The following is a 24,825-nucleotide window of genomic DNA, read 5'->3' as shown; positions in this document are numbered from 1 at the left end:
CTTGCAGCATTGCTGACCTCTTTGGGGGGGTAATGCTGCCAAAACAATAATAAGAAATCTGAAACAGCCATGACCTTGCTATGCGGTATGTGATCTAACCTCTAATCGCAACGCTGCAAGATCATGAGCAAAAGAAACTGTTTCATCACAGGCGATCGATATGCCCGTATTATCTTCAAAAGTGGCACCCGACAGTCCCGAATTTCACAAGAACCGCCGACATATGCAGGCTCTTGTTGATCAAATCAACTCACGCTTTGAGACCATTGCTCAGGGCGGCAGTCCAAGGTCCAGAGAAAACCATATTGCCAGAGGCAAACTGTTAGCCAGGGATCGTATTGCACAACTGCTTGACCCCAACTCCCCCTTTCTTGAAGTCGGTCGTTTTGCAGCCGCTGACATTTACAATAATGATGCACCTTGTGCCGGTGTTGTTGCAGGTATTGGCTTCGTAGCCGGTATCGAGTGCATGATCGTCGCCAACGATGCCACTGTGAAAGGCGGCAGTTACTTTCCACTCACTGTAAAAAAACACCTGCGTGCCCAGACGATTGCCGAACAAAATCATTTGCCCTGCATCTATCTGGTGGATTCCGGAGGCGCCAACCTCCCCTACCAGGATGAAGTCTTTCCAGACCGAGAGCATTTTGGCCGAATTTTCTTTAATCAGGCCAACATGTCTGCCAAAGGTATCCCCCAAATTGCAGCGGTTATGGGATCTTGTACCGCAGGCGGTGCTTATGTACCCGCCATGGCCGATGAAACCATCATTGTCAGAAGCCAGGGCACCATCTTTCTGGCTGGCCCACCGCTGGTAAAAGCAGCCACCGGGGAAGAAGTGACGGCTGAAGAACTGGGCGGCGCCAAGGTTCATTGCGAACAGTCTGGTGTGGCTGATCATATGGCGGAAAATGATGCCCATGCCCTTGAGCTCGTCAGACGCTCCATTGGCAGGTTAAACAAAAAGAAAAACAATTCCATTCCGGTAGAAAAGCCCGTTGCTCCTGTCTATGACCCCAGCGAGCTCTATGGCCTGATTCCTTCTGACCTGAAGCAAAACTACGACGTTCGTGAAGTCATTGCCCGGATCGTCGACGGCTCTGAATTCGATGAATTTAAAGCCAGCTATGGCAATACACTGGTCTGCGGCTTTGCCAGAATACATGGTCATCCGGTTGGCATTCTGGCCAACAACGGTGTTCTTTTCTCTGAGTCTGCCCAAAAAGGTGCTCACTTCATTGAACTGTGTTGTCAGAGACGTATACCTCTGGTTTTCTTGCAAAACATCACGGGCTTTATGGTGGGTTCAATGTATGAAGCAGGGGGTATTGCTAAAGACGGAGCCAAGATGGTTAATGCTGTAGCCTGCGCCGCTGTCCCAAAGTTCACTGTCATTATTGGCGGCAGTTTTGGTGCCGGAAACTATGGCATGTGTGGTCGGGCTTATGATCCAAGATTCCTGTGGACCTGGCCCAATGCAAGAATCTCGGTCATGGGCGGAGAACAAGCTGCTGAAGTATTAGCTCAAGTTAAAAAAGACAGTCTGGCAAGAAAGGGCGAAACACTTTCAGCGGAAGAAGAAGCCGCCATCAAAAACCCCGTTGTTGAGACTTATGACCTCAAGGGTAATCCTATCTACGCCAGTGCCAGACTCTGGGACGATGGCATTATTGACCCCGCCGATACCCGTGATGTTCTGGGCCAGAGTCTTTCTGCAACCCTGAACGCTCCCATTGAAGAGACTCGCTTCGGCATTTTCAGAATGTAAGGCAGGGAAGTAATACCATGAGTAACCCTCTAATTATCGAAACAGCCAGCAATGGCGTTGCCAGCATCACCATGAACCGTCCGGAAGTGGGCAATGCCTTTAATGCAGAGCTGATCAGCGAACTGATTGATGCACTGAAACAACTGTCTGGTGAAGAGACACGACTGCTGCAACTGAGAGGCTCCGGCAAACATTTTTCTGCCGGAGGTGACCTTAACTGGATGAAGAACTCCATTCATCTCAGTGAGCAGGAAAATTACGACGACGCTCGTACGCTATCGGAACTGCTTTACACCTTGAATCACTTCCCTGCGCCTACTATGGCGGTGGTACAGGGCGCCGCCTTTGGTGGTGCTATTGGGTTAATTTCCGCCTGCGATATTGCAGTCGGTGCGGAAAACACCCGGTTCAGCCTCAGCGAAGTCAAGATTGGTCTGATTCCTGCGGTCATCAGCGCCTATGTCGGGCAGGCCATTGGTACACGTCAGGCTCGTCGGTACTTTCTCACGGCGGAAGTATTTTCTGGCGAAAAAGCGCTTGAACTGGAGTTGCTTCATGAACTGGTTCCGCTATCAGAGCTCAATGCCAAAGCCGATGAACTGACACAACAGATTCTTGGTAATGGCCCGTCAGCAACCCGACTGGCAAAAAGCATGTTGCACAAAGTTCATAACAGACCTATTGATGATGAGTTCGTTGAAATGGCTTGCCGGGAAATAGCCCGGGTTCGGGTCTCGCCCGAAGGCCAGGAAGGTCTGGCCTCGTTTCTTGAAAAACGCCACCCATCCTGGAGGCAGCCATGAGTCAGAATACCGTCATGAGCTCGAATAACCGCCTCCAGAACGTGAAACATTTCGATAAGATTCTCATTGCCAACCGGGGTGAAATCGCCTGCCGGGTGATAGCAACCGCCAGAAAACTGGGAATCAAGACAGTAGCCGTTTATTCCGATGCGGATTACCAGGCACTTCATAAAACCCTGGCCGATGAGGCTTATTACATTGGCTCTTCTCCCGCTCAGGAAAGCTACCTTCGCACCGACAAGCTGATTGAAGTAGCCCAACAATCCGGCGCACAGGCAGTACATCCGGGCTATGGCTTTCTGTCTGAGAATGCAGAATTTGCACAGGCCTGCCATGAGGCCGGTATTCACTTCATTGGGCCCGGGCACGAAGCTATCCGAGCCATGGGGTCAAAAAGTGAAGCCAAAGCTTTGATGGAAAAAGCCAGTGTTCCTATTTGTCCCGGCTATCATGGTGACGACCAGTCTGATGAAACCCTGACCCTGGAGGCTGAACGCATTGGCTATCCCCTGATGGTCAAAGCCGCTCTTGGTGGTGGCGGCAAGGGCATGAGAATTATTGAACATGCAGAGCAATTGCAGGAAGGTCTGCAGGCTGCCCGAAGAGAAGCCCGGAAAAGTTTTGGCGATGACCACTTGCTGCTCGAGTCTTACATTTCCAGACCTCGCCATGTAGAAGTACAAATCTTTTTCGATCGACACAATGCCGGCGTTTATCTGTTTGACCGAGACTGCTCATTGCAGCGTCGTCACCAGAAGGTCATTGAGGAAGCCCCCGCCCCTAACCTCCCCGACTCTATGCGGAAAAGCATGGGAGAAGCGGCAGTCGCTGCCGGCAAAGCGATCCAGTATCGGGGAGCAGGAACAGTTGAGTTTCTGGTCGACGGTGAACGTTTTTACTTCATGGAAATGAACACACGACTGCAGGTCGAACACCCTGTGACTGAAGCCATTACCAGACAGGATCTGGTTGAATGGCAGCTGGCCATAGCAGCAGGTGCCCCTTTACCTTTATCTCAAGAGCAGCTCCAGTGTCATGGTCATGCTCTTGAAGCTCGAATTTATGCCGAAAGCCCCGATCACGATTTTTTACCTTCCTCTGGTAAAATTATGGATCTACAGTGGCCTCAGGCTAAGAATTATGTCCGTATCGACACCGGTGTTCAGCAAGGTGATCATATCTCCAGCAACTATGACCCTATGCTGGCAAAACTGGTGGTCTGGGCCGAAAGCCGTGAAGCAGCTATCGATAAAATGTCTCAGGCTTTGTCTGATTATCAACAGGCAGGTTTAAGTGATAATCGAGATTTCCTGCTGCATTTAGTCAATGAGCCTGCCTTCAGAAAGGCTGAGTTATCCACACACTTTATTGATCAATACCCACCAACTGAGCTGACTCCTGATCAGATACGGATTGCATTGGTAACAGCAGGCCTCCTTCAATACGACAGGCTTTCTTACTATGGCACTTTACCAGCCGCTCCATTTTTTTCACAAGTAACCCTGTTTTATGACGGCAAACAACATACGCTAAAAATTAACCAGAGCCGTTCTGGTTATGACATTCAGCTGCCAGATGGAGAATGTTTCGCACAAATCGAATCCATTGAGTGGGAAGCTGATCGTCTAACCGGTAATCTCATTATTGGCCAACAGACGTTTAGATATCGAGCTGTTTACTTACCTGACTCAAAGCTGAAGCTCTTCTTCCCGTCATTCAGCATTGAACTGGACCTCTCAGGACAATGCCTGGCCGCTCACGATGGTTCTGAAGCCATGTCTGCACCCATGAATGGTACCGTCTGCTCTGTCATGGTCTCTGAAGGTCAGCAGGTCAAAGCTGGAACCGCATTGTTGGTCATGGAAGCTATGAAAATGGAGCACACGATCAACGCTCCCTGCGACGGAATTATTGAATCCGTCTTTTACCAGGCCGGCGACAGAGTGGATGCGGGTTCATCCCTCATGGCTTACAAGGAGGAAAGCGACAATGCTGCCTGATTCAGTCCGTATTGTGGAAGTCGGTGCCCGTGATGGACTCCAGAACCTGCCTACACCTGTTTCTCCGGAAATCAGAGCGCAACTGGTCGATTTATTGTCTCAATCCGGTCTTCGACATATTGAAACTGGCAGTTTCGTCTCCCCTAAGTCTGTTCCCCAGATGGCAGAATCAGATCAGGTTTTTCAGACCATTTACAGACAGGACAACGTCGTTTATGCGGCATTAACCCCCAACCTGAGGGGCATGGAAGACGCTCTTAAAGCCGGCGCAAACGAAGCAGCCGTGTTTGCTTCGGCTTCCGAAGGTTTCAGCCAGAAAAACATTAACTGCTCCATTGCCGAAAGCCTCAAGCGTTTCGAACCGGTTATGGAGCTGGCCAAACAGCACAATATCCCTGTCAGAGGCTATGTTTCCTGCATTATCAGTTGCCCGTATGACGGCGAAACAACTCCTCAACAAGTGGCCGAAGTGACCAAAGCGTTGTATCAAATGGGATGCTACGAAGTGTCTCTTGGAGATACGGTAGGTACCGGAACCCCTCTACGAGTTAAAAAAGTACTGGAAGCCTGCAACCGAAATGTTCCCATGGAACACCTTGCTGCTCATTATCACAACACTTATGGGCAGGCCCTGGCCAATATTTATGCTTCTCTGGAGGAAGGTCTGGCTGTCGTAGACTCAGCAGTAGCAGGACTCGGTGGCTGCCCCTATGCACCAGGAGCGTCAGGTAATGTTGCCACTGAAGATGTGCTCTATCTGATGGAAGGCCTTAATATAAAAACCGGTATTCAGATGGACAAGCTTCTGAAAGCAGCTACATTCATCTGCAAACAACTAGGCATCCGTTCTCGCTCAAGCACAGGGCTGGCACTGAAACCACATAGTAGCGGCTAAGTAAAATAGTCTGGATATTAGGTTTTCCTTTCTGGTTACACGAAGTTCTTCTAGCTTAGGAAAGGAAAACCTCAAGCCAAAGACTCAGTTAGATGATACGAATAAATAATAACAAGACTACTATTAAAGCTTTAGTATTTAATCTGTTTCGGATACCTATGTTATTGATGAAAAGCCAGTCAATCCAAGTGTATAAATTGTGGTTTTTCTCATGATTGCTGTAAAATTCTCATACTTTTATGACTAATAATAATATGAGAGAGGAATACTCAGAGCTGATACAATGGATAAAATTCCATATCTGGGGTCTCTGATCATTTTTTATAGGCATTGTGGTGGAAAATAGAAGGAATCTAGAAAAAGTTTGGACGGCAGTTGACCTATATTGTGGGTCTGGGGCAGTCAGCCAAGGTCTTAAGCAAGTAGGATTTAAGGTCTTGGCGGCAGTAGATAATGACCCAGTTGCTTGCAAGACCTACCGTATGAATCACCCTGAAGTCAATCTTGCAGAGGGTGATATCAGAAGCCTCAAAGCAGCTGATGTTTGCCAAAATAAAAGTATCGATTTGCTTGTAGTTTGTGCTCCTTGCCAACCCTTCAGCAGCCAAAATCGTCTACGTGGATCTGATGACCCACGCTCAGATCTAGTATTAGAATGTATTAAGTTCGTTGAACAGCTCACTCCTAATGTGGTTTTTTTTGAGAATGTCCCTGGAATAGCTCTTAGTGGAGTCAGCAAAAAGCTGAGTACAAAACTGTCTGAGTATGGTTACTACCTCGGTGAGCCCAGAACTTTGAACGCTGCTCATTATAACGTGCCACAAAGAAGAGTGAGAAGCATCATGGTGGCGTCAAAAAGCCGAGAGCTGACTGAACAGTTCTATGCATCCTTGAAGCCTTCCTCAAAGGTTACTGTTCGAGATGCAATTTCAGGATTGCGCTCTCTTGCAGCAGGCCAGAAAGACCCCAAAGATAAATTGCACTTTGCCAGAAATCACTCGGAAATTGCTCTAAAAAGGCTTTCTTATATAGAAAAGGATGGTGGTTCAAGGTTTTCGATACCTTATGAGCTTCAGCTTAATTGTCATAAAGACACTAAAGCATATCCCGATGTATATGGCAGAATGAAATGGGATGATGTTGCGCCAACACTCACTACTGGCTGTACAGATATAACCAGAGGTCGCTTTGCTCACCCTGAAGATGATCGAGCTATCTCTCTCAGAGAAGCAGCCTTACTTCAGACGTTTCCTCGTGAATACTCCTTTTATGGTAATTCCGGTCAAATTGCACGCCAGATTGGCAATGCTGTCCCAGTTAATATGATATGCCGCATGGCATCGTCTATTATGGATTGCCTCTCATCATCAAAGTAAGCCACCTCTCTCACAGTGGAAGGATTAACAGCGGGTTTAAAAATGGAAACCTCTGATTCAGCCTCAATAAAAGTCCGTGCCAGAGCGGTCGATTTGCTTGGCAGGCAACAGATCGCAGGGATACCTAACGCACTCCATGAGCTTTTTAAAATTGCTTATGATGCTTTTGCTCGTAAAGTAGAAGTTGACCTCTTGGTAAAGGACCGAGCCTTGATTCTCAGGGATGATGGCTTTGGTATGACTGAAAAAGATTTCAAAGAACGTTGGCTGACGCTTGGCACAGAAAGCAAGGTTGGGCAGCTCAAGCACACTGCGGACTGGCTGGGAGATTATGGCAAAGAACCCCGCTGGACCTTGGGTGAGAAAGGTATTGGACGATTAGCCATAGCCACTATTGGCCCGGCTGTGCTGGTAATCACTCGAGCAAAACGTGAGGATGGTCTACACGATACAGTGGCATGTCTGATTCATTGGGGTATTTTTGAACTGCCTGGACTGAACCTTGAGCAAATTCGTATACCTGTAAAAACTTTCCCAGGCGGAATTCTTCCTAAGCAAGAGGATCTAGCTGTAATGGGTAAGAGCATAATGGAAGGGCTCAATGAATTGGGAGTCATGGTACCCGATGCAACAAAAAAACAAATTGCCAGTGACCTGGAACTGATGACGTTTGAGCCATCAAAGGTTATGGCTAGCTGCGGAGAAATTTCACTGGAGGGGGATTCCCACGGTACTGCTTTCATTGTCAGACCTTATGACGCAGTGCTTGATGAAGACCTTGAGACGGAAGATACAGAAGGCAAAACAGCGTCTCGACTTCAGAAGCTTCTAACTGGCTTCAGCAACACTATGCTACCTGGAAATGAAGCTCCTCCAATCAAAACCTATTTCAGAAAGCATAATCTTAATGGTGAGATTGAAGACTTTATCAGTGAGCGGGCTTTCTTTACTCCAGAAGAGTACCTGAGCGCTGATCAGATTATTGAAGGTAAATTCGATGAGTATGGTCAGTTCCAAGGGTTGGTTAAAGTCTATGATCATGAACCTGTGCCGTACACTCTGAACTGGAGTAGAGGCAAAGGCGAGAAAATCAAATGTGGTCCATTTAGCATCCGATTTGGCTACATGATGGGGTTAAAACATGAAAGCACTCTTCCTGCTGAAGAATGGACTTTGATGGACACAAAACTTTCTAGGATAGGTGGCCTCTATATATTTAGAAACGGGGTGCGTGTTTTACCTTATGGTGATTCAGACTATGACTTCCTTGGGATAGAGAGTCGTCGCACGAAATCTGCAAAAGATTATTTTTTCTCATACCGCCGCATTCTAGGAGCGATAGAGATTTCTTCTGATCAAAATAGCGCTCTCAAAGAGAAGGCGGGCAGGGAGGGATTCATTGAAACCATCCCATATAGACAGTTCAAAGAAATTCTCATTAATTTGTTTATTGCTGTGGCAAGGGATTTTTACAGAAAGAAAGGTATCCAGAGTGATGAGTTCTGGTTGCTGAAAGATGAGTTCAAAGCTCAGAACGAGCTTTTAAAAAAGAGAGAAAAACTTGTCAATACTCAGAAAAGCGCATTTATCAAGTCTTTAGATTCTTTTTTCAAAGCTATTGAGGATGAGCAATATACAAAAGAACTTGATGAGATCATTGCCAAGTTTGACTCTAAATTGGATGCTTTATATAAAGTTGAGAGTGATAGCCTGCCAGAACATTTACACAACCTCGAGCAAAACACTCAAAAAGCTTTAGAAAACTTAAAGAAACAATTTCAAGTCTCCAAACCACAGGGACTTGGTCTCAACAAAAGCTTACAAGATGACTGGCACGCTTATCAGAGAATAAGTTCTGAACTGAAACTAAACAGCCTTGATCCTGCCAATCGACATGTTGAAAGCAAGCTTACTGAGTTTATTGATAAACATCAAAAAGCTGTCGATAAGCGTCAACTTATACACTCAGCGATCAGCGAAAGGAAAGAACAGCTGACAAAGTCTGTTCAGAAAAGCCAGAAGATGGCAAACACTGAGTTGCTAAAAACACAGGATATCATTCGTAAAAGCATCAGAGAGAGTAAGAGTCGGTTAAGCAATGAAATGGCTACCATACTCTCTGACTTTGAGCGTGCAAACTTATCTCAAATGCCAAGTAGCGAGCTAGCCAGCTTTAGATCTTTGTTAGAAGAGCGATTGGAAAGCACAGCTGAAAAAGAGCGAGCCTATCTCGACAGCTTGCACAAGCAGCTCGACAATTGGAGCAGATATTTGTCAGAAGACGTATTACCTGACGATGTAACGTCTGCACTTGAACAAAATAATGAAGCTCTGAAAGAGGAATTGGAAAGCTCACTACAATGGGCCCAAGTTGGTATGGCCCTGGGGATAGTTCAGCATGAGTTCAACAGCACCGTCCGAAAAATAAAGCGAAATATCAGACAGCTCCAAGTCTGGGCAAAAGGCACTCCTCCTCTTCGCCAGTTATACAAGGAGCTCAGTTCCGGCTTTATGCACCTTGAAGAATATCTTCGCCTTTTTGCCCCTATGGACAGAAGGCTCAATAGAAATAAAACGACGCTGGTTGGTGATGAAATCAGGAAGTACCTTCTGGATCTTTTTGGAGAGCGTTTTGAACAGAAAGGCATAAAGTTTGAAGTTACAGATAAATTCCGTGGAACCGTTGTAAACACATACATTTCAAGCATATTGCCAGTATTTGTCAATCTCGTCGACAATGCCTGTCACTGGTTAGAAAATACTGAAAAAGAAAGTCGCATTATCAAACTTGACTATCATCCTGATGGCCTCCTAGTTGAGAACTATGGTCCAGGGATCGATGCCCGCCATGCTGATACTATTTTTGATTTTGGCTTTTCTACTAAGGAGAATGGTAGAGGCATGGGGTTGAGCATCTCTCGTAAAGCATTGCGTCATGAAGGTATGGATTTGGAGCTTTTGCAAGCTGGTAAAAATGTGCACCCAAAATTTTTAGTCCATGTCACCCACGAAATTAATGAATCAGACAACCCTTCACTTGAGCTGGAGTTTTGATCATCGCTATGGAAGCACTTAAAGAGTTCTATAAATCAAGAACTGAGCAGTTTTTGAAAACCGTCGTTTGCTTTGATGATCAGGCCTATGAAGACTCTCTTCTAGGGCCAAATATGGTAGCCAGTTTGCCTGGAAGTGGTTTCGATGATTCAGAAGACAGTTTTTCCGACATATCAGAAGTTGAAGATACCGCTGAGCTGACTGATATACAAAGTCACAGCTTGAATGCACAAGAATTGACAGGTTCATTTGCTGCTAAGGGTATCCAATGTTCTGTCATTAAAACATCAGATGAACCCCTTGATGCAAAACGCCAGATTGTGACTATGTCAATGGCCGCAGACATCATGCTTCTTGACTGGCAACTTGAAAACTTGAGTGATGAATACAAAACCACTCTCATAGGAGATGCAATCGTTGAGATCTTACGAAATGACCAGGAAGGTGGCGGCAGACTAAGGCTTATTGTCATTTTTAGTGGCGAAAAGGAAGAAGGAGTCTTATCAACTTTGACACAGAAGCTTTCTGATTTACACTTCTCTCGTACTCCTGGATCATATGAGTTAAAACATGGATCTACAAAAATAGTTTTCATTGGAAAACCTGAAGGAGTTTCCTGTAGTGAAGTCAAGCTGACAAGTTATGATCAGCTACCTGAAATTGTTATTGGCCATTTTACCAACCTCATTGAAGGTATTTTGCCAATAACAGCCGTCAGTGCGATCTCTACACTAAGGGAGAAGACTCATCATTTGCTTGCAAAGTTTGGCTCTGACCTAGATGGATCAGTTGTAGCCCACAAATGCCTTATTCCTGACCCAAATGACGCTGAAACATACATTACAAATCTGATCTCTGATGAAATATCAGTCCTACTTTCAAACCCTACTGTTTCTGAAGCATTATCGCCCAATAGAGTTGGTCAGTGGCTAGATGACAAGTTCTCATCAGAATCAGAAAGACAACATAAACTTTGGTCTAAAGCGGCTACAAGTCAATACCATTCTGACAAAACTGTTCTGATCAATCAGAATAGTGATCCTGTAATCAAGGTAAAACAGGCAAGAAGAACGGTTTTAGAGACGTTATGTGATGTAGAGAATCATGCAGAAATGAGTATGCTGACAAAGATTCAGTGCTCCAACTCATCAAAAATTCTTCAATCGATTCCGAAATTATCTCTAGGAACGATTATTGCTACGAATGATAATCGTTACTTGCTATGCATACAGCCTTTATGTGACTCAGTAAGAATTTCACCAACGGAAGGAAGAGCCTTTCCATTTATTCCACTTCGTCAAGTTGGGTTCAACATGAATAATATACCTGACTTTTGCTTACCTGATCAGGCTGAAAAAGTATGGTGCAAGGTAGGCAAGAACCCAATGGATATATTGATGTATCCCTTCAAGGGGTCATCACATGGAACAGTGGAAGGAAAAGAGAGCAAGCCGACGGGAGAAAGCAGTCGGGCAAACTACTTTTTTGAATCTGAAATTGAAGAGGGAAAAACTTTATTTTTTCGATGGGTCGCCAATTTGAAGCTACCGTTTGCCCAGAGGGTTTCCAGCAAGATTGCTGAGCGTTTGCATACCCCAGGCGTAGATGATTACGAGCTTCTTAGATAATAGATACAGCGACACTGGTCCTTGATTTCAGGGGCCAGCGCTTGATACTTAAACAATCTCAATTAACCTGAAATAGAACAAAAACAATCAGGATCGAATATGACGCAGCTCTGGACACCTGACGAGAGCCGGGTTCAATCATCAAATCTTCATGCATTCATTCAGTCAGTCAATGACAGCACCGCTCAAATGCCCATAGCGAAAGAAAAATTGACTGACTATCACTCCCTCTATGACTGGAGTGTCAGTGATCGTAATGCTTTCTGGGAAAGTCTCGCAAAGTTTGTCGATATCCAATTTCACAATCAACCTTCTGACACTTGCCGTAATGATGTAATGCCCGGAGCACAGTGGTTCCCGGACTCTACCCTGAACTATGCCGAACATATGCTACGGCATGGTGCAGATACAGTCTTGAGCCAAAAAACAGCTCAGAGTAAAAAGAAAGCACTGATATTTCGAAGAGAAGATGGTCACCGCACAACTTTGACTTACAGTGAGCTGCTGAAAGCGGTCGCTGCTGTACAAGCAGGTCTCAAAGCGGTTGGGGTTGTCAAAGGTGACAGAGTTGCCGCTTTTATGCCTAACTGCCCGGAAACCCTGATCATGATGTTGGCCACTACAGCACTTGGTGCCATCTGGTCGTCCTGCTCCCCTGACTTTGGTATCCAGGGTGTTCTGGACCGCTTTGGGCAGATTGCCCCCAAAGTGCTGTTAAGTATTGACGGCTACTTTTATGGTGGCAAAAAAATTCAGTGCCTTAAAAAGGTTCAGTCAATTCAGGAGCAAATCCCTTCTATTGAGCAAACAGTCATTGTGCCTTTTCTTGAAGGCAAAGCAGATATCAGTGCTTTGACAAAATCCAGCTTATACGACCATTTTATTATTCCGACTAAGAATACACCTGAGTTTGTTCCCGTGTCGTTCAATCATCCCCTGTTCATTATGTACTCTTCCGGCACGACCGGGGTTCCAAAGTGTATTGTACATGGTCATGGTGGAACACTTTTGCAACACTTGAAGGAACTGTCCTTACACACAGACTTAAAACCCGAAGACACTATCTTCTATTTTTCCACCTGTGGTTGGATGATGTGGAACTGGCTGGTTTCATCTTTAGCTCTGGGAGCCACGGTGGTTCTTTATGATGGTTCACCTTTCTACCCTGAACCACGTAGCCTGATAGATATGGCGGAAGAAGAAGCCATCAGTATTTTTGGTACCAGTGCAAAATATATTGCTGCTTTGGAAAAAGCAGGGGTAAAGCCGGCTGAGTCTCACGCTCTGCCAAAGCTGAAAGCCATTCTGTCTACCGGCTCCCCTCTGCTTCACGAAAGCTTTGATTACGTTTACAGGGATATCAAAAAAGATCTGTGCTTGTCTTCTATTTCCGGCGGCACTGACATTGTTTCCTGTTTTGCTTTGGGGTGCCCTATTTTGCCTGTCAACAAAGGGGAGCTGCAATGTCGAGGGTTAGGCATGGATGTTCAATTCGTCAATCCTGAAGGCAAGCCCTTGCATGGAGAAAAAGGAGAGCTGACCTGTCAGACCAGCTTCCCTTCCATGCCCATAGGATTCTGGAATGATCCTGAGGATAAAAAGTATCACAAAGCCTATTTCAGCCAGTTCCCAGGCGTCTGGGCTCATGGTGATTTCGGCGAGCTTACCGAAAATAAGGGCGTTATCATCCATGGTCGGGCTGATGCGGTCCTGAACCCGGGTGGAGTAAGAATCGGTACTGCAGAAATTTACCGACAGGTTGAGAAGGTCGAAGAGGTACTCGAAAGCATTGCCATTGGCCAGGAGTGGGATGGCGATGTCAGGGTTATTCTTTTTGTTAAGTTAAGAGAAGGTGTCTCATTGGCCGACGAACTCATCAACAAAATCAAACAGACCATTCGAGCCAATACGACGCCCCGGCATGTCCCTGCTGTTGTTCTGCAGACACCGGACATTCCGAGAACCATCAGTGGCAAGATTGTGGAGTTGGCCGTCAGGGATGTGGTCCATGACAAACCGGTTGCCAACACCGATGCTCTGGCAAATCCGGAAGCCCTGGATTACTTTCGAAAACGGCCTGAACTCATACATTAACAGCACGGTTTTCGAGTGCTGTGCTGCCGCCTTTTTTGCGGCAGCTTTTTAGTGTGCGTTGGTAGCCAACTGATCGACTGGAGCTCCCACTACAAACTGATACAAGTTTTCATAAGATTCCCAGACATGGGACCCAAACAGTGGGTCTGGTGTATCCTTCAGAGTCTCGTTCACCAGTTTGAAGTCTTCTTCCGTTAAAATGGTTTTCATAGCCGGAATCAACACCCTGTTTTCCTTCTGAATATGAGCCCTTTGCAATTCAACATACTTTTGATAATCCGCCAGCAGTTGATTGATAGGAATAATCTGATCCATGGTCAGTGCACTGAAGCGATCAATCAGACTGGTGGTCAGTTGATGTATTTCTTCATGCTCAGCTTCCACTTCTTCTATAGCTGCTCGCTGGTCAGCATCCGTCAGTCGTGGGCGTAATCGGGATAATAATCGAGATTCCAATGGATGGTGAAAACTGTCTGGATAATTATGCAAGTAGTCCAGCGCATCAAGGATCAGCCAGACTTTTGGCGTATGCTGACTGTCATCTCTGTAACCAGACACTTCGTGATCCAGACAATCGAGCAAGCGCAAAAGTTGCTCATGATCCTTCACAAGTCTATCGATCAACAACGACATGGCACTGTTCCTCTATTGTTCTTTTTATTATGAAATGCCGGCCCTGAAAGAAGTCTTAACAAAACTTCAAATGTCTCCGGCACTTCGGCCCAAGGCTCTTTAGCGTCACAGGAATGAAAACGCTCTCATACTGTAACAACTGAATCTATTCTATTTACAGAATATTTCCAAAAGGCTTCTCCGAGCCTCTAATTACCATTCTTTCTTGTCAGCTTACCTTCATACCGCCTGAATCCAAAAACCCTTGAGTGAGATATATTGATTCATATCAAGATTCTCGGTCATACTCTTATCGTGAGCTATCTTTCGCTCTGTAATGTGTCGAAAAATGACTTGAGTCGCTCATGGCTTTTTTTACTGGACGACTTTTCTGCTGACGAAACATGTCAGCAGATCATTGATCATGAGATTACAAATCTCTTCACTCAGAGAGCCGATACCCGTAATCTCAACAAGATCCTGGTATCACTCTGACAATAAAAATAATGTATTTAAGGAGCCCTGACATGAGTGCTCAAATAAACCATTTTATCGCAGGCCTGCCCTCGGCTCCCAGCGAGCGCCAGCTGCCTGTATTTAACCCTGCTACAGGACAGCAGGAAGCTTCTGTTTCATTGGCCAGTGCTATGGAAGTAGAGGTTGCTATAGCCACAGCCAAACAGACTTTTGAAAAGTGGCGAAATATCACACCTCTGAAGCGCGCCAGAGTCCTTTTCAAGTTCAAGGAATTAGTTGAAAGACACCGTGATGAACTGGCTGAGATGCTGACCAGAGAACACGGAAAAGTACTGGATGACGCCCAGGGTGATATTACCCGGGGGCTCGAAGTCGTTGAATTCGCCTGTGGAATCCCACACCTTTTAAAAGGTGAATTTACCGAAAACGTGGGCACGGATGTTGATGCCTGGTCTGTCAGTCAACCTTTAGGTGTAGTTGCTGGAATTACTCCTTTTAACTTCCCTGCCATGGTGCCCATGTGGATGTTCCCTCTGGCGATTGCCTGCGGTAACACTTTTATTCTGAAGCCTTCAGAAAAGGCACCCTCTGTTCCTTTCCGTCTGGCTGAGTTAATGAAAGAAGCCGGTCTTCCAGACGGAGTACTGAATGTTGTCAATGGTGACAAAGAAGCGGTTGATACCATTCTCAGTTCTCCAGACATTCAGGCCGTGAGCTTTGTGGGTTCAACCCCGGTGGCAGAGTACATTTATCAGAACGGTTGCCACCACGGAAAGCGGGTGCAGGCCCTGGGTGGAGCCAAAAACCATATGGTTATCATGCCTGACGCCGATCTCGATCAGGCCGTTGATGCACTGGTAGGTGCTGCTTATGGTTCTGCCGGTGAACGCTGTATGGCAATTTCTGTTGCTGTAGCCGTGGGTGACGTAGCTGATGCACTGATCGAACGCTTATCACCCAGAGTTGAAGCTTTGAAAGTAGGCAATGGTTTGGAGCCTGGCATTGAACTGGGGCCTCTTATCAGCCAGGAACACCGCAGCAAGGTATCAGGTTATGTTGATGCCGGAATAAGCCAGGGCGCCAAACTGGTTGTCGATGGAAGAAACTATTCTGTTGAAGGCCATGAAGAAGGTTATTTTCTCGGTGGCTGCCTCTTTGACAATGTCACCACAGACATGTCGATTTATCGCGAGGAAATATTCGGCCCAGTGTTATCCGTTGTGCGTGTGCCTGACTATGAGACCGCGGTCAGCATGATCAATGATCATGAATACGGTAACGGCACTTCAATTTTCACCCGCGATGGTGACAGTGCCCGACAATTTGCCCATGACATTCAGATCGGCATGGTGGGTATCAATGTACCCATCCCTGTCCCAATGTCATTCCATAGCTTTGGCGGCTGGAAACGCTCATTGTTTGGACCTTTGCATATGCACGGTATGGAAGGCGTCAAGTTTTATACACGACGTAAAGCCATTACTTCCAGATGGCCTACCGGCATAAGAGCAGGGGCTGAGTTTGTCATTCCCACTATGAAGTGATTTTAATTTTATAGTCACGGGGGTATTCTTCGGTCGCAACACCAGAGTCGGATAAACAGAATGAATACCCTCGACACTTTTATTCCTGGAACACTGTGGAATCGATTATCTGAAGTATCCGATTCAGCCCGATCCAGCGGACACCTGAAGTCCAGCAAAACCGAAGTTAAAATCATTCAAGATGGGCTTGCCTACGAAGTGCGTATTCTTAGCGAGTTAAGAAAAAAGCCCAACCGAAACTCTTCCACATCAGATCATGCCAACCCGTTTCTACCCTTCGACCCTGCTATGCATGTAGCGGACCTGAACACAGGCCATGTCTTGCTACTCAACAAATTCAATGTTGTAGACAATCACTATTTGATCATTACTCAAAAGTACGAGGATCAGGAAGAAGCTTTTGAGTTGAAAGAGTTTGAAGCCGTCGCCCAGGTACTACCCGAATTCCCTCAATTAGTGTTTTACAATTCCGGTAGGGATGCGGGCGCCAGTCAACCGCACCGGCACCTTCAATCACTCCCGATAGATGGGCTACCCATTGACCCAGCTCTGACTGACATTCCAGATAATCCAGCCAGGCTGGAAACCTTACCTTATGAACATTTAATTGTTCGTCTGAATCTGAAGATCAATCATCAGCCTGAAGATTGGCTTCACATCTATCAACAGATGATTGACCACCTGAAGCTACGGAAGGCAGATGGCCGACTAAAGCCTTATAATTTTCTTATGACTGACCAATGGATGATGATCATCCCACGAACAGAGGGTCGGTTCGAATCGATCTCAGTCAATGCCTTGGGCTTTGCAGGTTTATTGTTGGTGAAGAATAGAGAGAGGTTTGAAACGTTACTTCACCAACAACCCAGTAAGGTATTAAGCTACCTCACCAGACCTTCTTAAAAACATGGCAATATGAGGAATACCGTCTTCTTCATAGATTTCACCTTCTGGTTCAAAGCCGTAAGCGCTATAGAATGCCTGAAGGTGAGCCTGACCACTAAGATACAGATCATTTTCAGGAAACATATCCAGAGCCTGTTTTACAGCTACTTCCATCAGCTCTTTACCAAGGCCGCTGCCTCGATAAGCAGAAGTGGTAATAACACGACCAATAGCCACCACATCATTTGTGGGTGAAGGAGGTATCACTCGGAGATAAGCCGCAAGATCACTTCGATCTTTGCCCCAGCCTGACAAGTGCAGAGAAACCTGATCAAGATCATCCGCATCGTGATATGGACAATCCTGCTCAACGATAAAAACATCCTGACGGGCTTTTAAAATACTATAAACTTCTTGCCCGGAAAGCTCTTCAAACCTTGACCACTGCCAATGTATCAAATCCAACTCCAACCCAAAGCCATTAAGTGAGTATATGAATCTCTTTTTCACTTCAAAGTATCCTGCTCACTGAACAATCTCTCAAGGGTTAAAATGAAAAAACTCTGGCTGCCAGGAGCAAACCAGAGTTTTTTAGATTTAGAAGCCTGTTAATCAGATTTCAGACAGCATCTCAGTAGCAGGTCTATAAGCCAGGTTTTGCACCTGCGCTACGCTCTCGCAAGTCACTACGCCCTTACAAACGTTCAGGCCTTCCAGCAGATGTGGATTATCCTGCAGAGCTTTTCGAGTGCCTTTATTGGCGATTTCAACAATATAAGGCAGCGTTGCGTTAGTCAGTGCAACTGTTGATGTTCTCGCTACAGCTCCAGGCATGTTAGCCACACAATAATGCACAACACCATCTACGATAAACGTTGGATCGTCATGAGTGGTAGGCCTGGATGTTTCAACACAACCGCCCTGGTCAATTGCGACATCAACGATAACAGAGCCACGCTTCATTCTGCTGATCAGATCTTTGGTCACCAGCTTTGGAGCGGCTGCACCAGGTAGCAGAACTCCACCCACCAGCAAGTCTGCAGTCAGGGCATGCTCTTCAATAGAATGGTGGGTAGAGAATACTGTTTTGATCCGGTTACCATATCTGGCATCAAGCATCCTCAGGGTATCTACAGAGCGATCCAGAACAACGACATCGGCCCCCATACCCACAGCCATGGCTGCTGCATTCTGGCCAACAACACCGCCACCAATAATGACGACTTTAGCTGGATCAACGCCAGGAACACCGCCCATTAATACACCACGACCAGACTGGGATTTCTCCAGACAGTGAGCACCAGCCTGAATAGACATACGTCCGGCCACTTCTGACATAGGCGCCAATAATGGCAAACGACCATTTGCATCCGTCACAGTTTCATAGGCAATGCAGGTAGCTCCCGACTCAATTAGATCTTGAGTCTGGGGAACATCGGGCGCGAGATGGAGGTAGGTAAAGAGAGTATGATGAGGGCGCAGTCTGGCTCTTTCAACGGCCTGAGGCTCCTTAACCTTGACGATCATCTCAGCCTGTTCAAATACAGCCTCGGCACTGTCTACAATTGTAGCTCCAGCATTTTGATAACAGTCATTGGTGAAACCGATACCTGCTCCGGCATTCATCTCAACAATAACTTCATGTCCCTGCTCCACGAGTTCCTGAACTGCAGCAGGCGTTAGCCCGACTCGATACTCATGATTTTTAATTTCTTTTGGCACACCTACCAGCATATATTCCTCCAGTCTGAGCTTTGCCTAGCAGTTATATTCCAGTATATGGCCTTTGTGGCAGGAGAATATCCTTATTTAATTTTGATTTTGGCAGGTTTCTCTAAAAAGCTCACACCCACAAACAAAATCACCAAAACCCAGAATTTTGTCAACTTTTAACAAATAGAAACAATTCAGGAATCTGTAAAGCTCTGTAAAAAGCTCGAAAAAGCATGCCTCAAGTCAAAAAAACGAAATATGTCAGTGCTATTCTTCCCTCGAATTTCGGGAGTTACTACTCAATCTGACAGCCCGGAATGGACTACCGGGATGGTGGAGACTCACTGTAAGGAGCCAATAGCTGGAGGCTGATGTGCCCGATACAATTTTTATGCTTGAATACCTGAACCGAATTGGCGTAGATATCAATCAGTTTGTTGATCAGAAAGCCCTGTCGGCAGAGTATTACAGAAGAATTTACAGACTGGATGCCAGAGAGAACATTATTAGCCAGGATGGAAAACCTGTTGGTAAAGCCAGTAATCCAAAGCACTTACACTGATTGCCTGACTATGATTCTGGAAATACTCACTGACTTATAAAAAGAAAGCCATGGAATCATAGCTTTTGTAACAGGCTTGGCTATAGAATGCCCTCATGGACATTATCATCTGGATGCTGCTCGGGGCAGCTGTTGCCTGGTACTGGGCAGATACCACAAAAGCGAGAGAAGTCGCGATCATGCACGGCAGGCGTGCCTGCAAAGATATGAACCTGCAACTTCTAGATGGGACTGTTGTACGTTACTCTACTCGCTTCAAGCGGGGTCCTGGTGGCCAGATGTGCCTTGCCAGAGATTTCAGTTTTGAATTTACTCCCAACGGAATTCAGCGCTATCCAGGCCATATCCGTTTACTCGGCAAATATTTGCAGGTGATGGACCTGCAGTACACTGGCCCAGAAGAACAACAAACCTCCAACCTTATTATGTCTACTGAGTATTCAGAAGACACCCAGCCTAAAAACAACAATCCTTCCAACGTAGTGGACCTTGCAAACTATCGGGGCACGCGACACTAACCGCCACTTTGACATATGAGACTTTACTTCGTTTCTTATTCCAGAAGTCTGACTGAGCAAGCGTTCTTAGCGAGGACGGCTGATTATTCTCGGTCAGCCTCCTGGCCATAAATTGTTTCAGTCCCATCAGATGCAAACTATTCACGAATTTATGGCAATTTCTGTCCTGTGATAGAATTTGCCCAGTCCCTTTGAACCGAGGTTGAAATAAATGGCCTACGCCAAAGATCTGAAGAAAGGTCAAATTGTTCAGATTGAAAACCAGTACTACATTGTCCGACAACAGGAAGCGAAGAGCCCGTCAGCTCGTGGAGCCTCAACCCTCTACAAATTTCGATTCAGCTCTGTTCCCGGTGGTCAGAAGCTGGAAATGACCTGTACAGGTGATGACCCGTTTTCTGATGTTGACTTACTCCGTCGCACAGTCTCACTTCTGTATCGTGAAGGAGATGAATTCACCTTTATGGACAGCGAGGACTACAGTCAGTATCTGGTGAACTCAAGCACCATTGAAGAACAGCTTCCTTACATGTCCGATGGCATGGAAGGCCTGATTGCTCTGCTGGTAGATGGTCAATTGCTAGCCATCGAGCTGCCTTCATCCATCGCCCTTGAAATTACTGAAACTTCGCCGGCTATTAAAGGTGCTTCTGCTGCAGCCCGAACCAAAACGGCTCAACTGAGCACCGGCCTGGAAGTTCAGGTTCCGGAATATCTGAGTACTGGAGAAATCATCAAGGTCAATACAGAGACAGGTAAGTTTATGTCCAGAGCCTAACTCTGGATCACCCTGCTTACTGTTTTTCAAAATTTCTGCGATTTAGTCCATAAAACAGTGCACTGCCTGCCAGTGCACTGGTAAAAACATTCAAGAGTAATACCAGTACATTGACATAGTCATCCAATGTCTGAGCATTCAAACCCGATAACAACAGCCATTCATGATTAAGTAACAGAAGTGTCTCTAGCATTTCATCTTTTGATAGAACAATATCCAACGACCCCAGCGTTCCAAATAGAACCAGGAACAGACTAATAGCAATAAAATGCCAGGGCTTAATAGCCTGACTAAGAGCCCATAACAGGTTCAAGATGACTAATCCGTAGCCGATAAAGCCAAATACTGGAAATTTCTTATAAATTTCAAAACTCAGGGAAAAAGCTAATAGAAAGCCGAATAAAACAAGGGAAAAGAACCAGTGAATTATGAATCGATTTTCCTTTTTTATACCGTTCATCCTGACCATCCTGAGCAATTATTTCACAATATTATAATGACAAAAGATACATATATTATGTCGCTATATTAGCCCAGAAATTCAAGGCACATTAGCCTGAGCATGCTTAACTTACTTAACAAGAGTCTTTCTCTTGCCAGCATGGTGTATAGACTGGCAGTATAATTGAATGAAAGCGTTGTTAGCGCTGCGCTAAGGATTAGCACCATGGATGGAAGCAAGTCTTTAAACAGCTGTAATACGTGTTGCAAATGGGGATCATGCTTGATAATTACCCTATTCCCAGTATCGGGATCATGTGATTCGGATAGAAATTATCACTCCGGGATTCCGCATTACAGTACCGCCTACTCTCATGACGTTTCAATTATTGACCCTTTTTCTACCCGAACCATCAACCGGGGAAAGAGTGTCAGTAGAATGCCAGAACTGTCTATTCGAGAAAAATCCAAAGTCAATCAGAAAAAAGTCAGCTCTTTCATATATAAAGCAGTCACTGATCCCAAGAAGTTAGCTGAACAGGCCGCCACCAGTGCTGCCATTTTAGGACTTGACTACATCGGTGTTGCCAGACCTTTAAAAGAAGGCATGGATTTCATCAAAGAGAAAACCCAGTTCGAATTTGGCGATTGTGGAAAGGTTCGATTCAGCAGCAAAGTCAAAGCTGAAACCTGTATGTTTGATAACTCAAAGATTGAACTCAATTCCGATTACAAATTGGACTCCTTTACTGTCAACTTCAAATGGCAACTTTAATAACAGGGCTTTGATGTCTATAGCCCTGCCAACCACCCTCTCTCCTTAAGATTTCCTCTACATCAGTGCCTTCGCGGAATAATCCCGCTAGAATCTCTCTCCAGATATTCTGGTCTGAGGTTTCACCTTGAATACACACAAACAATACGCTCAATTCCTGCGTCAACTCGACAAACTTCCAGCCTGGAAGCTCACTGCGGTCACTACATCCGTTTGTGAGAGAAGCTGGCCCAACTTTGCTCTGTTTGCAGAACTGGCTGAGTTTGGCCAGCCTGAAGACGCTCGACACTGCATGAATATGCTCTGGGATAATGTCGCCGGCCATCAGTCAGCCAAAAATTTCGAGCGCCTTCTTGAGAAGCTGGAACCCAACGTTCCCGATCTGGACGAATTGGATATGTTTGGAGCGATTCCTGCTCATGACGCTGTCGTCAGTATGATCTGTGCTGTTAACTGCGCCATGGAGCCCGATGCCGGTGAAGCAGCCAGCGCCCTGACGCTCTCACTGAGCACTATTGGTAAATTTATCAAATACACAGAAGCGGAAGAACTTAAAGGTACTGAGCTTCAACAATATGTTGAGCAGCATGAACTTTATCAACAGCAAATAGCCTTTATTCAGGAAGTACTTGATCAAATCAGCAGGTGTAAACAAAGCCCTGACACGATGAAACAGATCAGAACTTTGGCAAAAAATGAAGGTATTAGTCACATTGGCATCGGCCTGGATTGAACCATCATTTCACATTATTGATAATATCCCTGAGGAGTGAATAAATTTTGTTCTGTGAGTTAGACATCGCATCAAAGTTCTGATTATAGGTTGCCATCGCCCTCTGCAGCTGAACCGTTTGCAACTGATTGCTCCCTGTCAGGTTCTCTTTTGCTGCATTGAGAGATGTCTTCAGAGAAGCCCATTCCTCTGGTGTCAAATTGCCGGTTCCACTGGCATCAGAGAAATTGATTTTTAACACATTACTGAGAATATCACGCTCTTCCTGTGTCAACGCCGGCATGCCTCCGGTCACCTCATTGGTGAAGCTGTTTTGGAAAGCTACTTTTCGAGCAGCATATCCACTGAGGGTTGCGTTGGGGTCATGAGGATCCTGACGGCTAATCTGATTCGTATTAACACCATCGTATTCCCATGAATGAAGCCCACCCGCTTCCAACAATACGTAACCATCGTTACTGGCTGCATCGAGTGTAGTGCCATCAAGGTTGGGTGTTCCGATAACAGGGTTAGCAGTATTCAAATTGGTTACAGACAAGCCCTGATTCCCCCTGGTAATGGAAATCCCGGTAATGTCTGCCAACCCACCCGACAAATTGGAAGGATCGAAAGGCGTGCCTGATGCAGAAGTCTGGAAGGTTATCTCTGTCCCATCGTCTAACACCATCGTCATATCATTCATCACAGGTATCCCAACCTGATTTGCGTCTGATATAGAGCCCTGAGCAACAGGCACCAAAGTCTGATTCTGATAGTTGAGCTGGTTGCCTTCAGCATCTACCAGGGTAAAGGTGGTATTGCCTTCTGCATCGGGCTGAAGGGCAATTCCATAACCATTATCCAATACAATGTTATTGCCATTAGTAGTCCAGGAGGTCTCTGTGTACTGACTGGTACCATATTGGGCAATGTTGGATTTATTGATTAGATTATTAACATTAACCAGTAATTGGTTAGAGGTTTCTATCTCTCCAACAATCCTGCGGACTTCCGAATCCAGCATATTTCCCCGTTCCAGATAAACGGCCGAAATAAAATCCTGCTGACTGAGCTGGGAAGAATCAACAATATTAATGTTGTTATTATTGTTAACTCCATTAACGGTAGCCATTAAAATCCACCCCTATCATCCATATTAATGTTCAGTAAAAAGCACGAGCTTCTTTTTTATTGACCCACCACTATTTTCAAACGATCAGACAAAACCGGTCCGATGCCGCCTTCCGGAAGATCTTGAACTTGTCTTGGGTTTCAGTAGTCGATTAGCCAGTCGTATCTCTTTGCGTTTCAGTGAGGCTTCATGAGAAAGGTCACTCTTAAGCTCATCATTGAACTTAATCAATTCCTGCCGGGCTTTGTGTTTAAAGTTTGCAGGCCAGGCATCACCGTTAATAAACTCGCGCAGCTTCTTTTTATCCATGCCCACGGAGTCCATAAAACCTTTCTGCCTGTTAATACCTTCTTTGGCGGATTTTACTATAACTTCGGATTCTTGCTGAACAAGCCAGGACGACTTCTTCATCTTGGTGACGTCGATCAATCTGATACGGGAGGCCATGAATTTCTCTCCTGTTGGCGAAGAAACCAGCCATGCACTCCCTTATCAATGGCTATTTCTCACTATGGCACTTTGAATTCTCCCCAGCTCAACGCTACTTCCCGTTTACAACTGCCGGTTCTTCTTATTTCAGTGTAGACATAGAATTCATCGGAGATAGAATGTGCAGGCTTATTCGCTGGAGTACAGGTTATGGATATCGACAATTTTGAAAGCCTGATGATGAAAGTCCTGTTAACAGCTCTGGTGCTGTTTATGGGTTTCATTGTCTATGATCTGGCTAAAAAGTCGAAAGCGGGAAAGTTTGGAACAATGGTTCTTTTTGGAGCTTTATGCTTCGGGGTACTGGGATTTGTCCTGAAAGGTGTCTTAATGAAGACTATTGGCGGTTAAATACTGCACTGAGTACCTAGTTGGAATATCCCATCACGCAGGCAAAAAAAATCCGGGTCAAAAACCCGGATTTAAAAAGAACGAACATGACAAATGAACAGATTGACAGGCAATCTGCCGGAGCAAGTCAACACTCCATGACAAGAGATAAGTTACGGAGCAGCTTATCTGCCGCTTATTTTGCCTCTATCCCTTTAAATCAGAATCCGTAAAAACAC

Annotated in this window: 22 protein-coding genes; 16 read left to right on the top strand and 6 right to left on the bottom strand. The window is 45.6% G+C overall.

The genetic code is table 11. From position 1 onward, the window contains the following. The first annotated feature begins 160 nt into the window (after positions 1 to 160). The 8 genes from GZ78_RS06275 (at position 161) to GZ78_RS06240 (ending at position 13,618) form a co-directional block, all read left to right on the top strand. Entirely contained in the window at positions 161 to 1,768 is a 1,608-nt protein-coding gene (locus GZ78_RS06275; RefSeq protein ID WP_034833538.1) for a carboxyl transferase domain-containing protein, read from the top strand. 17 nt (positions 1,769 to 1,785) lie between these two features. Continuing rightward, positions 1,786 to 2,571 carry an enoyl-CoA hydratase-related protein gene (locus tag GZ78_RS06270; RefSeq protein WP_034833536.1) on the top strand — a complete coding sequence of 262 codons (786 nt, stop codon included), beginning with the start codon at positions 1,786 to 1,788 and terminating at the stop codon, positions 2,569 to 2,571. Next, positions 2,568 to 4,571 carry an acetyl/propionyl/methylcrotonyl-CoA carboxylase subunit alpha gene (locus GZ78_RS06265; RefSeq protein WP_236631485.1) on the top strand — a complete coding sequence of 668 codons (2,004 nt, stop codon included), beginning with the start codon at positions 2,568 to 2,570 and terminating at the stop codon, positions 4,569 to 4,571. The genes GZ78_RS06270 and GZ78_RS06265 overlap by 4 nt, the downstream gene beginning before the upstream one ends. Next, positions 4,561 to 5,466, top strand: a complete 906-nt coding sequence (locus tag GZ78_RS06260) for a hydroxymethylglutaryl-CoA lyase (RefSeq protein WP_034833535.1) — start codon at positions 4,561 to 4,563, stop codon at positions 5,464 to 5,466. Before GZ78_RS06265 ends, GZ78_RS06260 begins: the two co-directional genes overlap by 11 nt. Before the next feature lie 335 nt (positions 5,467 to 5,801). Next, positions 5,802 to 6,842 (top strand): DNA cytosine methyltransferase, encoded by a 1,041-nt coding sequence (locus tag GZ78_RS06255; RefSeq protein WP_034834355.1) that lies wholly within the window; start codon positions 5,802 to 5,804, stop codon positions 6,840 to 6,842. Positions 6,843 to 6,884: 42 nt separating this feature from the next. Next, positions 6,885 to 9,896 carry an ATP-binding protein gene (locus GZ78_RS06250; protein ID WP_034833534.1) on the top strand — a complete coding sequence of 1,004 codons (3,012 nt, stop codon included), beginning with the start codon at positions 6,885 to 6,887 and terminating at the stop codon, positions 9,894 to 9,896. A gap of 8 nt (positions 9,897 to 9,904) precedes the next feature. Continuing rightward, positions 9,905 to 11,524: a response regulator receiver domain gene (locus GZ78_RS06245; RefSeq protein WP_034833532.1), complete on the top strand. Its 1,620-nt coding sequence runs from the start codon at positions 9,905 to 9,907 to the stop codon at positions 11,522 to 11,524. 99 nt (positions 11,525 to 11,623) lie between these two features. Continuing rightward, positions 11,624 to 13,618, top strand: a complete 1,995-nt coding sequence (locus tag GZ78_RS06240; RefSeq protein ID WP_034833530.1) for an acetoacetate--CoA ligase — start codon at positions 11,624 to 11,626, stop codon at positions 13,616 to 13,618. A 48-nt stretch (positions 13,619 to 13,666) separates the two neighbouring features. On the opposite strand, the gene GZ78_RS06235 is transcribed toward GZ78_RS06240, so the two are convergent. Further along, positions 13,667 to 14,251, bottom strand: coding sequence for a hemerythrin domain-containing protein (locus GZ78_RS06235; protein ID WP_034833528.1), 585 nt, complete (start codon positions 14,249 to 14,251; stop codon positions 13,667 to 13,669). A 506-nt stretch (positions 14,252 to 14,757) separates the two neighbouring features. Between GZ78_RS06235 and GZ78_RS06225 the strand changes: the two genes are divergently transcribed. Both GZ78_RS06225 and GZ78_RS06220 read left to right on the top strand, forming a co-directional pair. Then, positions 14,758 to 16,251: a CoA-acylating methylmalonate-semialdehyde dehydrogenase gene (locus GZ78_RS06225; protein WP_034833525.1), complete on the top strand. Its 1,494-nt coding sequence runs from the start codon at positions 14,758 to 14,760 to the stop codon at positions 16,249 to 16,251. A gap of 60 nt (positions 16,252 to 16,311) precedes the next feature. Beyond that, the gene (locus GZ78_RS06220) at positions 16,312 to 17,154 is read left to right on the top strand and encodes a DUF4922 domain-containing protein (protein WP_034833523.1); all 843 of its coding nucleotides are present in this window, start codon (positions 16,312 to 16,314) and stop codon (positions 17,152 to 17,154) included. Here GZ78_RS06220 and GZ78_RS06215 read toward each other — a convergent pair. Both GZ78_RS06215 and ald read right to left on the bottom strand, forming a co-directional pair. Then, positions 17,128 to 17,646: a GNAT family N-acetyltransferase gene (locus GZ78_RS06215; protein ID WP_051785877.1), complete on the bottom strand. Its 519-nt coding sequence runs from the start codon at positions 17,644 to 17,646 to the stop codon at positions 17,128 to 17,130. The genes GZ78_RS06220 and GZ78_RS06215 overlap by 27 nt on opposite strands. 102 nt (positions 17,647 to 17,748) lie before the next feature. Further along, positions 17,749 to 18,870: an alanine dehydrogenase gene (gene ald / locus GZ78_RS06210; RefSeq protein ID WP_034833521.1), complete on the bottom strand. Its 1,122-nt coding sequence runs from the start codon at positions 18,868 to 18,870 to the stop codon at positions 17,749 to 17,751. 352 nt (positions 18,871 to 19,222) lie between these two features. Here ald and GZ78_RS28775 point away from each other — a divergent pair, with 352 nt between their 5' ends. The 3 genes from GZ78_RS28775 to efpL all read left to right on the top strand — a co-directional run bounded on the left by GZ78_RS28775 (position 19,223) and on the right by efpL (position 20,707). Continuing rightward, entirely contained in the window at positions 19,223 to 19,411 is a 189-nt protein-coding gene (locus GZ78_RS28775; protein ID WP_152558571.1) for a hypothetical protein, read from the top strand. 95 nt (positions 19,412 to 19,506) lie between these two features. Beyond that, a complete protein-coding gene (locus tag GZ78_RS06205; protein ID WP_051785876.1) occupies positions 19,507 to 19,929 on the top strand; it encodes a DUF3301 domain-containing protein in 423 nt (140 codons plus the stop codon). Between the two features lie 211 nt (positions 19,930 to 20,140). Beyond that, positions 20,141 to 20,707 carry an elongation factor P-like protein EfpL gene (gene efpL / locus GZ78_RS06200; protein ID WP_034833519.1) on the top strand — a complete coding sequence of 189 codons (567 nt, stop codon included), beginning with the start codon at positions 20,141 to 20,143 and terminating at the stop codon, positions 20,705 to 20,707. 16 nt (positions 20,708 to 20,723) lie between these two features. Here the strand turns inward: efpL and GZ78_RS06195 are convergent, their stop codons facing one another. Then, the gene (locus GZ78_RS06195) at positions 20,724 to 21,167 is read right to left on the bottom strand and encodes a hypothetical protein (protein ID WP_034833517.1); all 444 of its coding nucleotides are present in this window, start codon (positions 21,165 to 21,167) and stop codon (positions 20,724 to 20,726) included. A gap of 264 nt (positions 21,168 to 21,431) precedes the next feature. On the opposite strand from GZ78_RS06195, the gene GZ78_RS06190 reads away from it, so the two are divergent. Then, positions 21,432 to 21,923, top strand: a complete 492-nt coding sequence (locus GZ78_RS06190; RefSeq protein WP_152558570.1) for a hypothetical protein — start codon at positions 21,432 to 21,434, stop codon at positions 21,921 to 21,923. Between the two features lie 127 nt (positions 21,924 to 22,050). Further along, complete coding sequence (locus tag GZ78_RS06185; RefSeq protein WP_034833513.1) at positions 22,051 to 22,656, top strand: DUF416 family protein; 606 nt, start codon at positions 22,051 to 22,053, stop codon at positions 22,654 to 22,656. Between the two features lie 4 nt (positions 22,657 to 22,660). Here the strand turns inward: GZ78_RS06185 and GZ78_RS06180 are convergent, their stop codons facing one another. Continuing rightward, positions 22,661 to 23,767 carry a hypothetical protein gene (locus GZ78_RS06180; RefSeq protein WP_034833511.1) on the bottom strand — a complete coding sequence of 369 codons (1,107 nt, stop codon included), beginning with the start codon at positions 23,765 to 23,767 and terminating at the stop codon, positions 22,661 to 22,663. A gap of 84 nt (positions 23,768 to 23,851) precedes the next feature. Beyond that, on the bottom strand, positions 23,852 to 24,214 hold the full coding sequence (locus GZ78_RS06175) for a hypothetical protein (protein WP_034833509.1): 363 nt from the start codon (positions 24,212 to 24,214) through the stop codon (positions 23,852 to 23,854). A gap of 192 nt (positions 24,215 to 24,406) precedes the next feature. Between GZ78_RS06175 and GZ78_RS06170 the strand changes: the two genes are divergently transcribed. Continuing rightward, complete coding sequence (locus tag GZ78_RS06170) at positions 24,407 to 24,607, top strand: DUF2788 domain-containing protein (RefSeq protein WP_034833507.1); 201 nt, start codon at positions 24,407 to 24,409, stop codon at positions 24,605 to 24,607. Positions 24,608 to 24,825: the final 218 nt, after the last annotated feature.

The sequence above is a fragment of the Endozoicomonas numazuensis genome (assembly GCF_000722635.1).
Lineage (GTDB): Bacteria > Pseudomonadota > Gammaproteobacteria > Pseudomonadales > Endozoicomonadaceae > Endozoicomonas_A > Endozoicomonas_A numazuensis.
The sequence above is the reverse complement of the archived record's forward strand: the minus strand, read 5'-3'. Positions and strand labels throughout refer to the sequence as shown.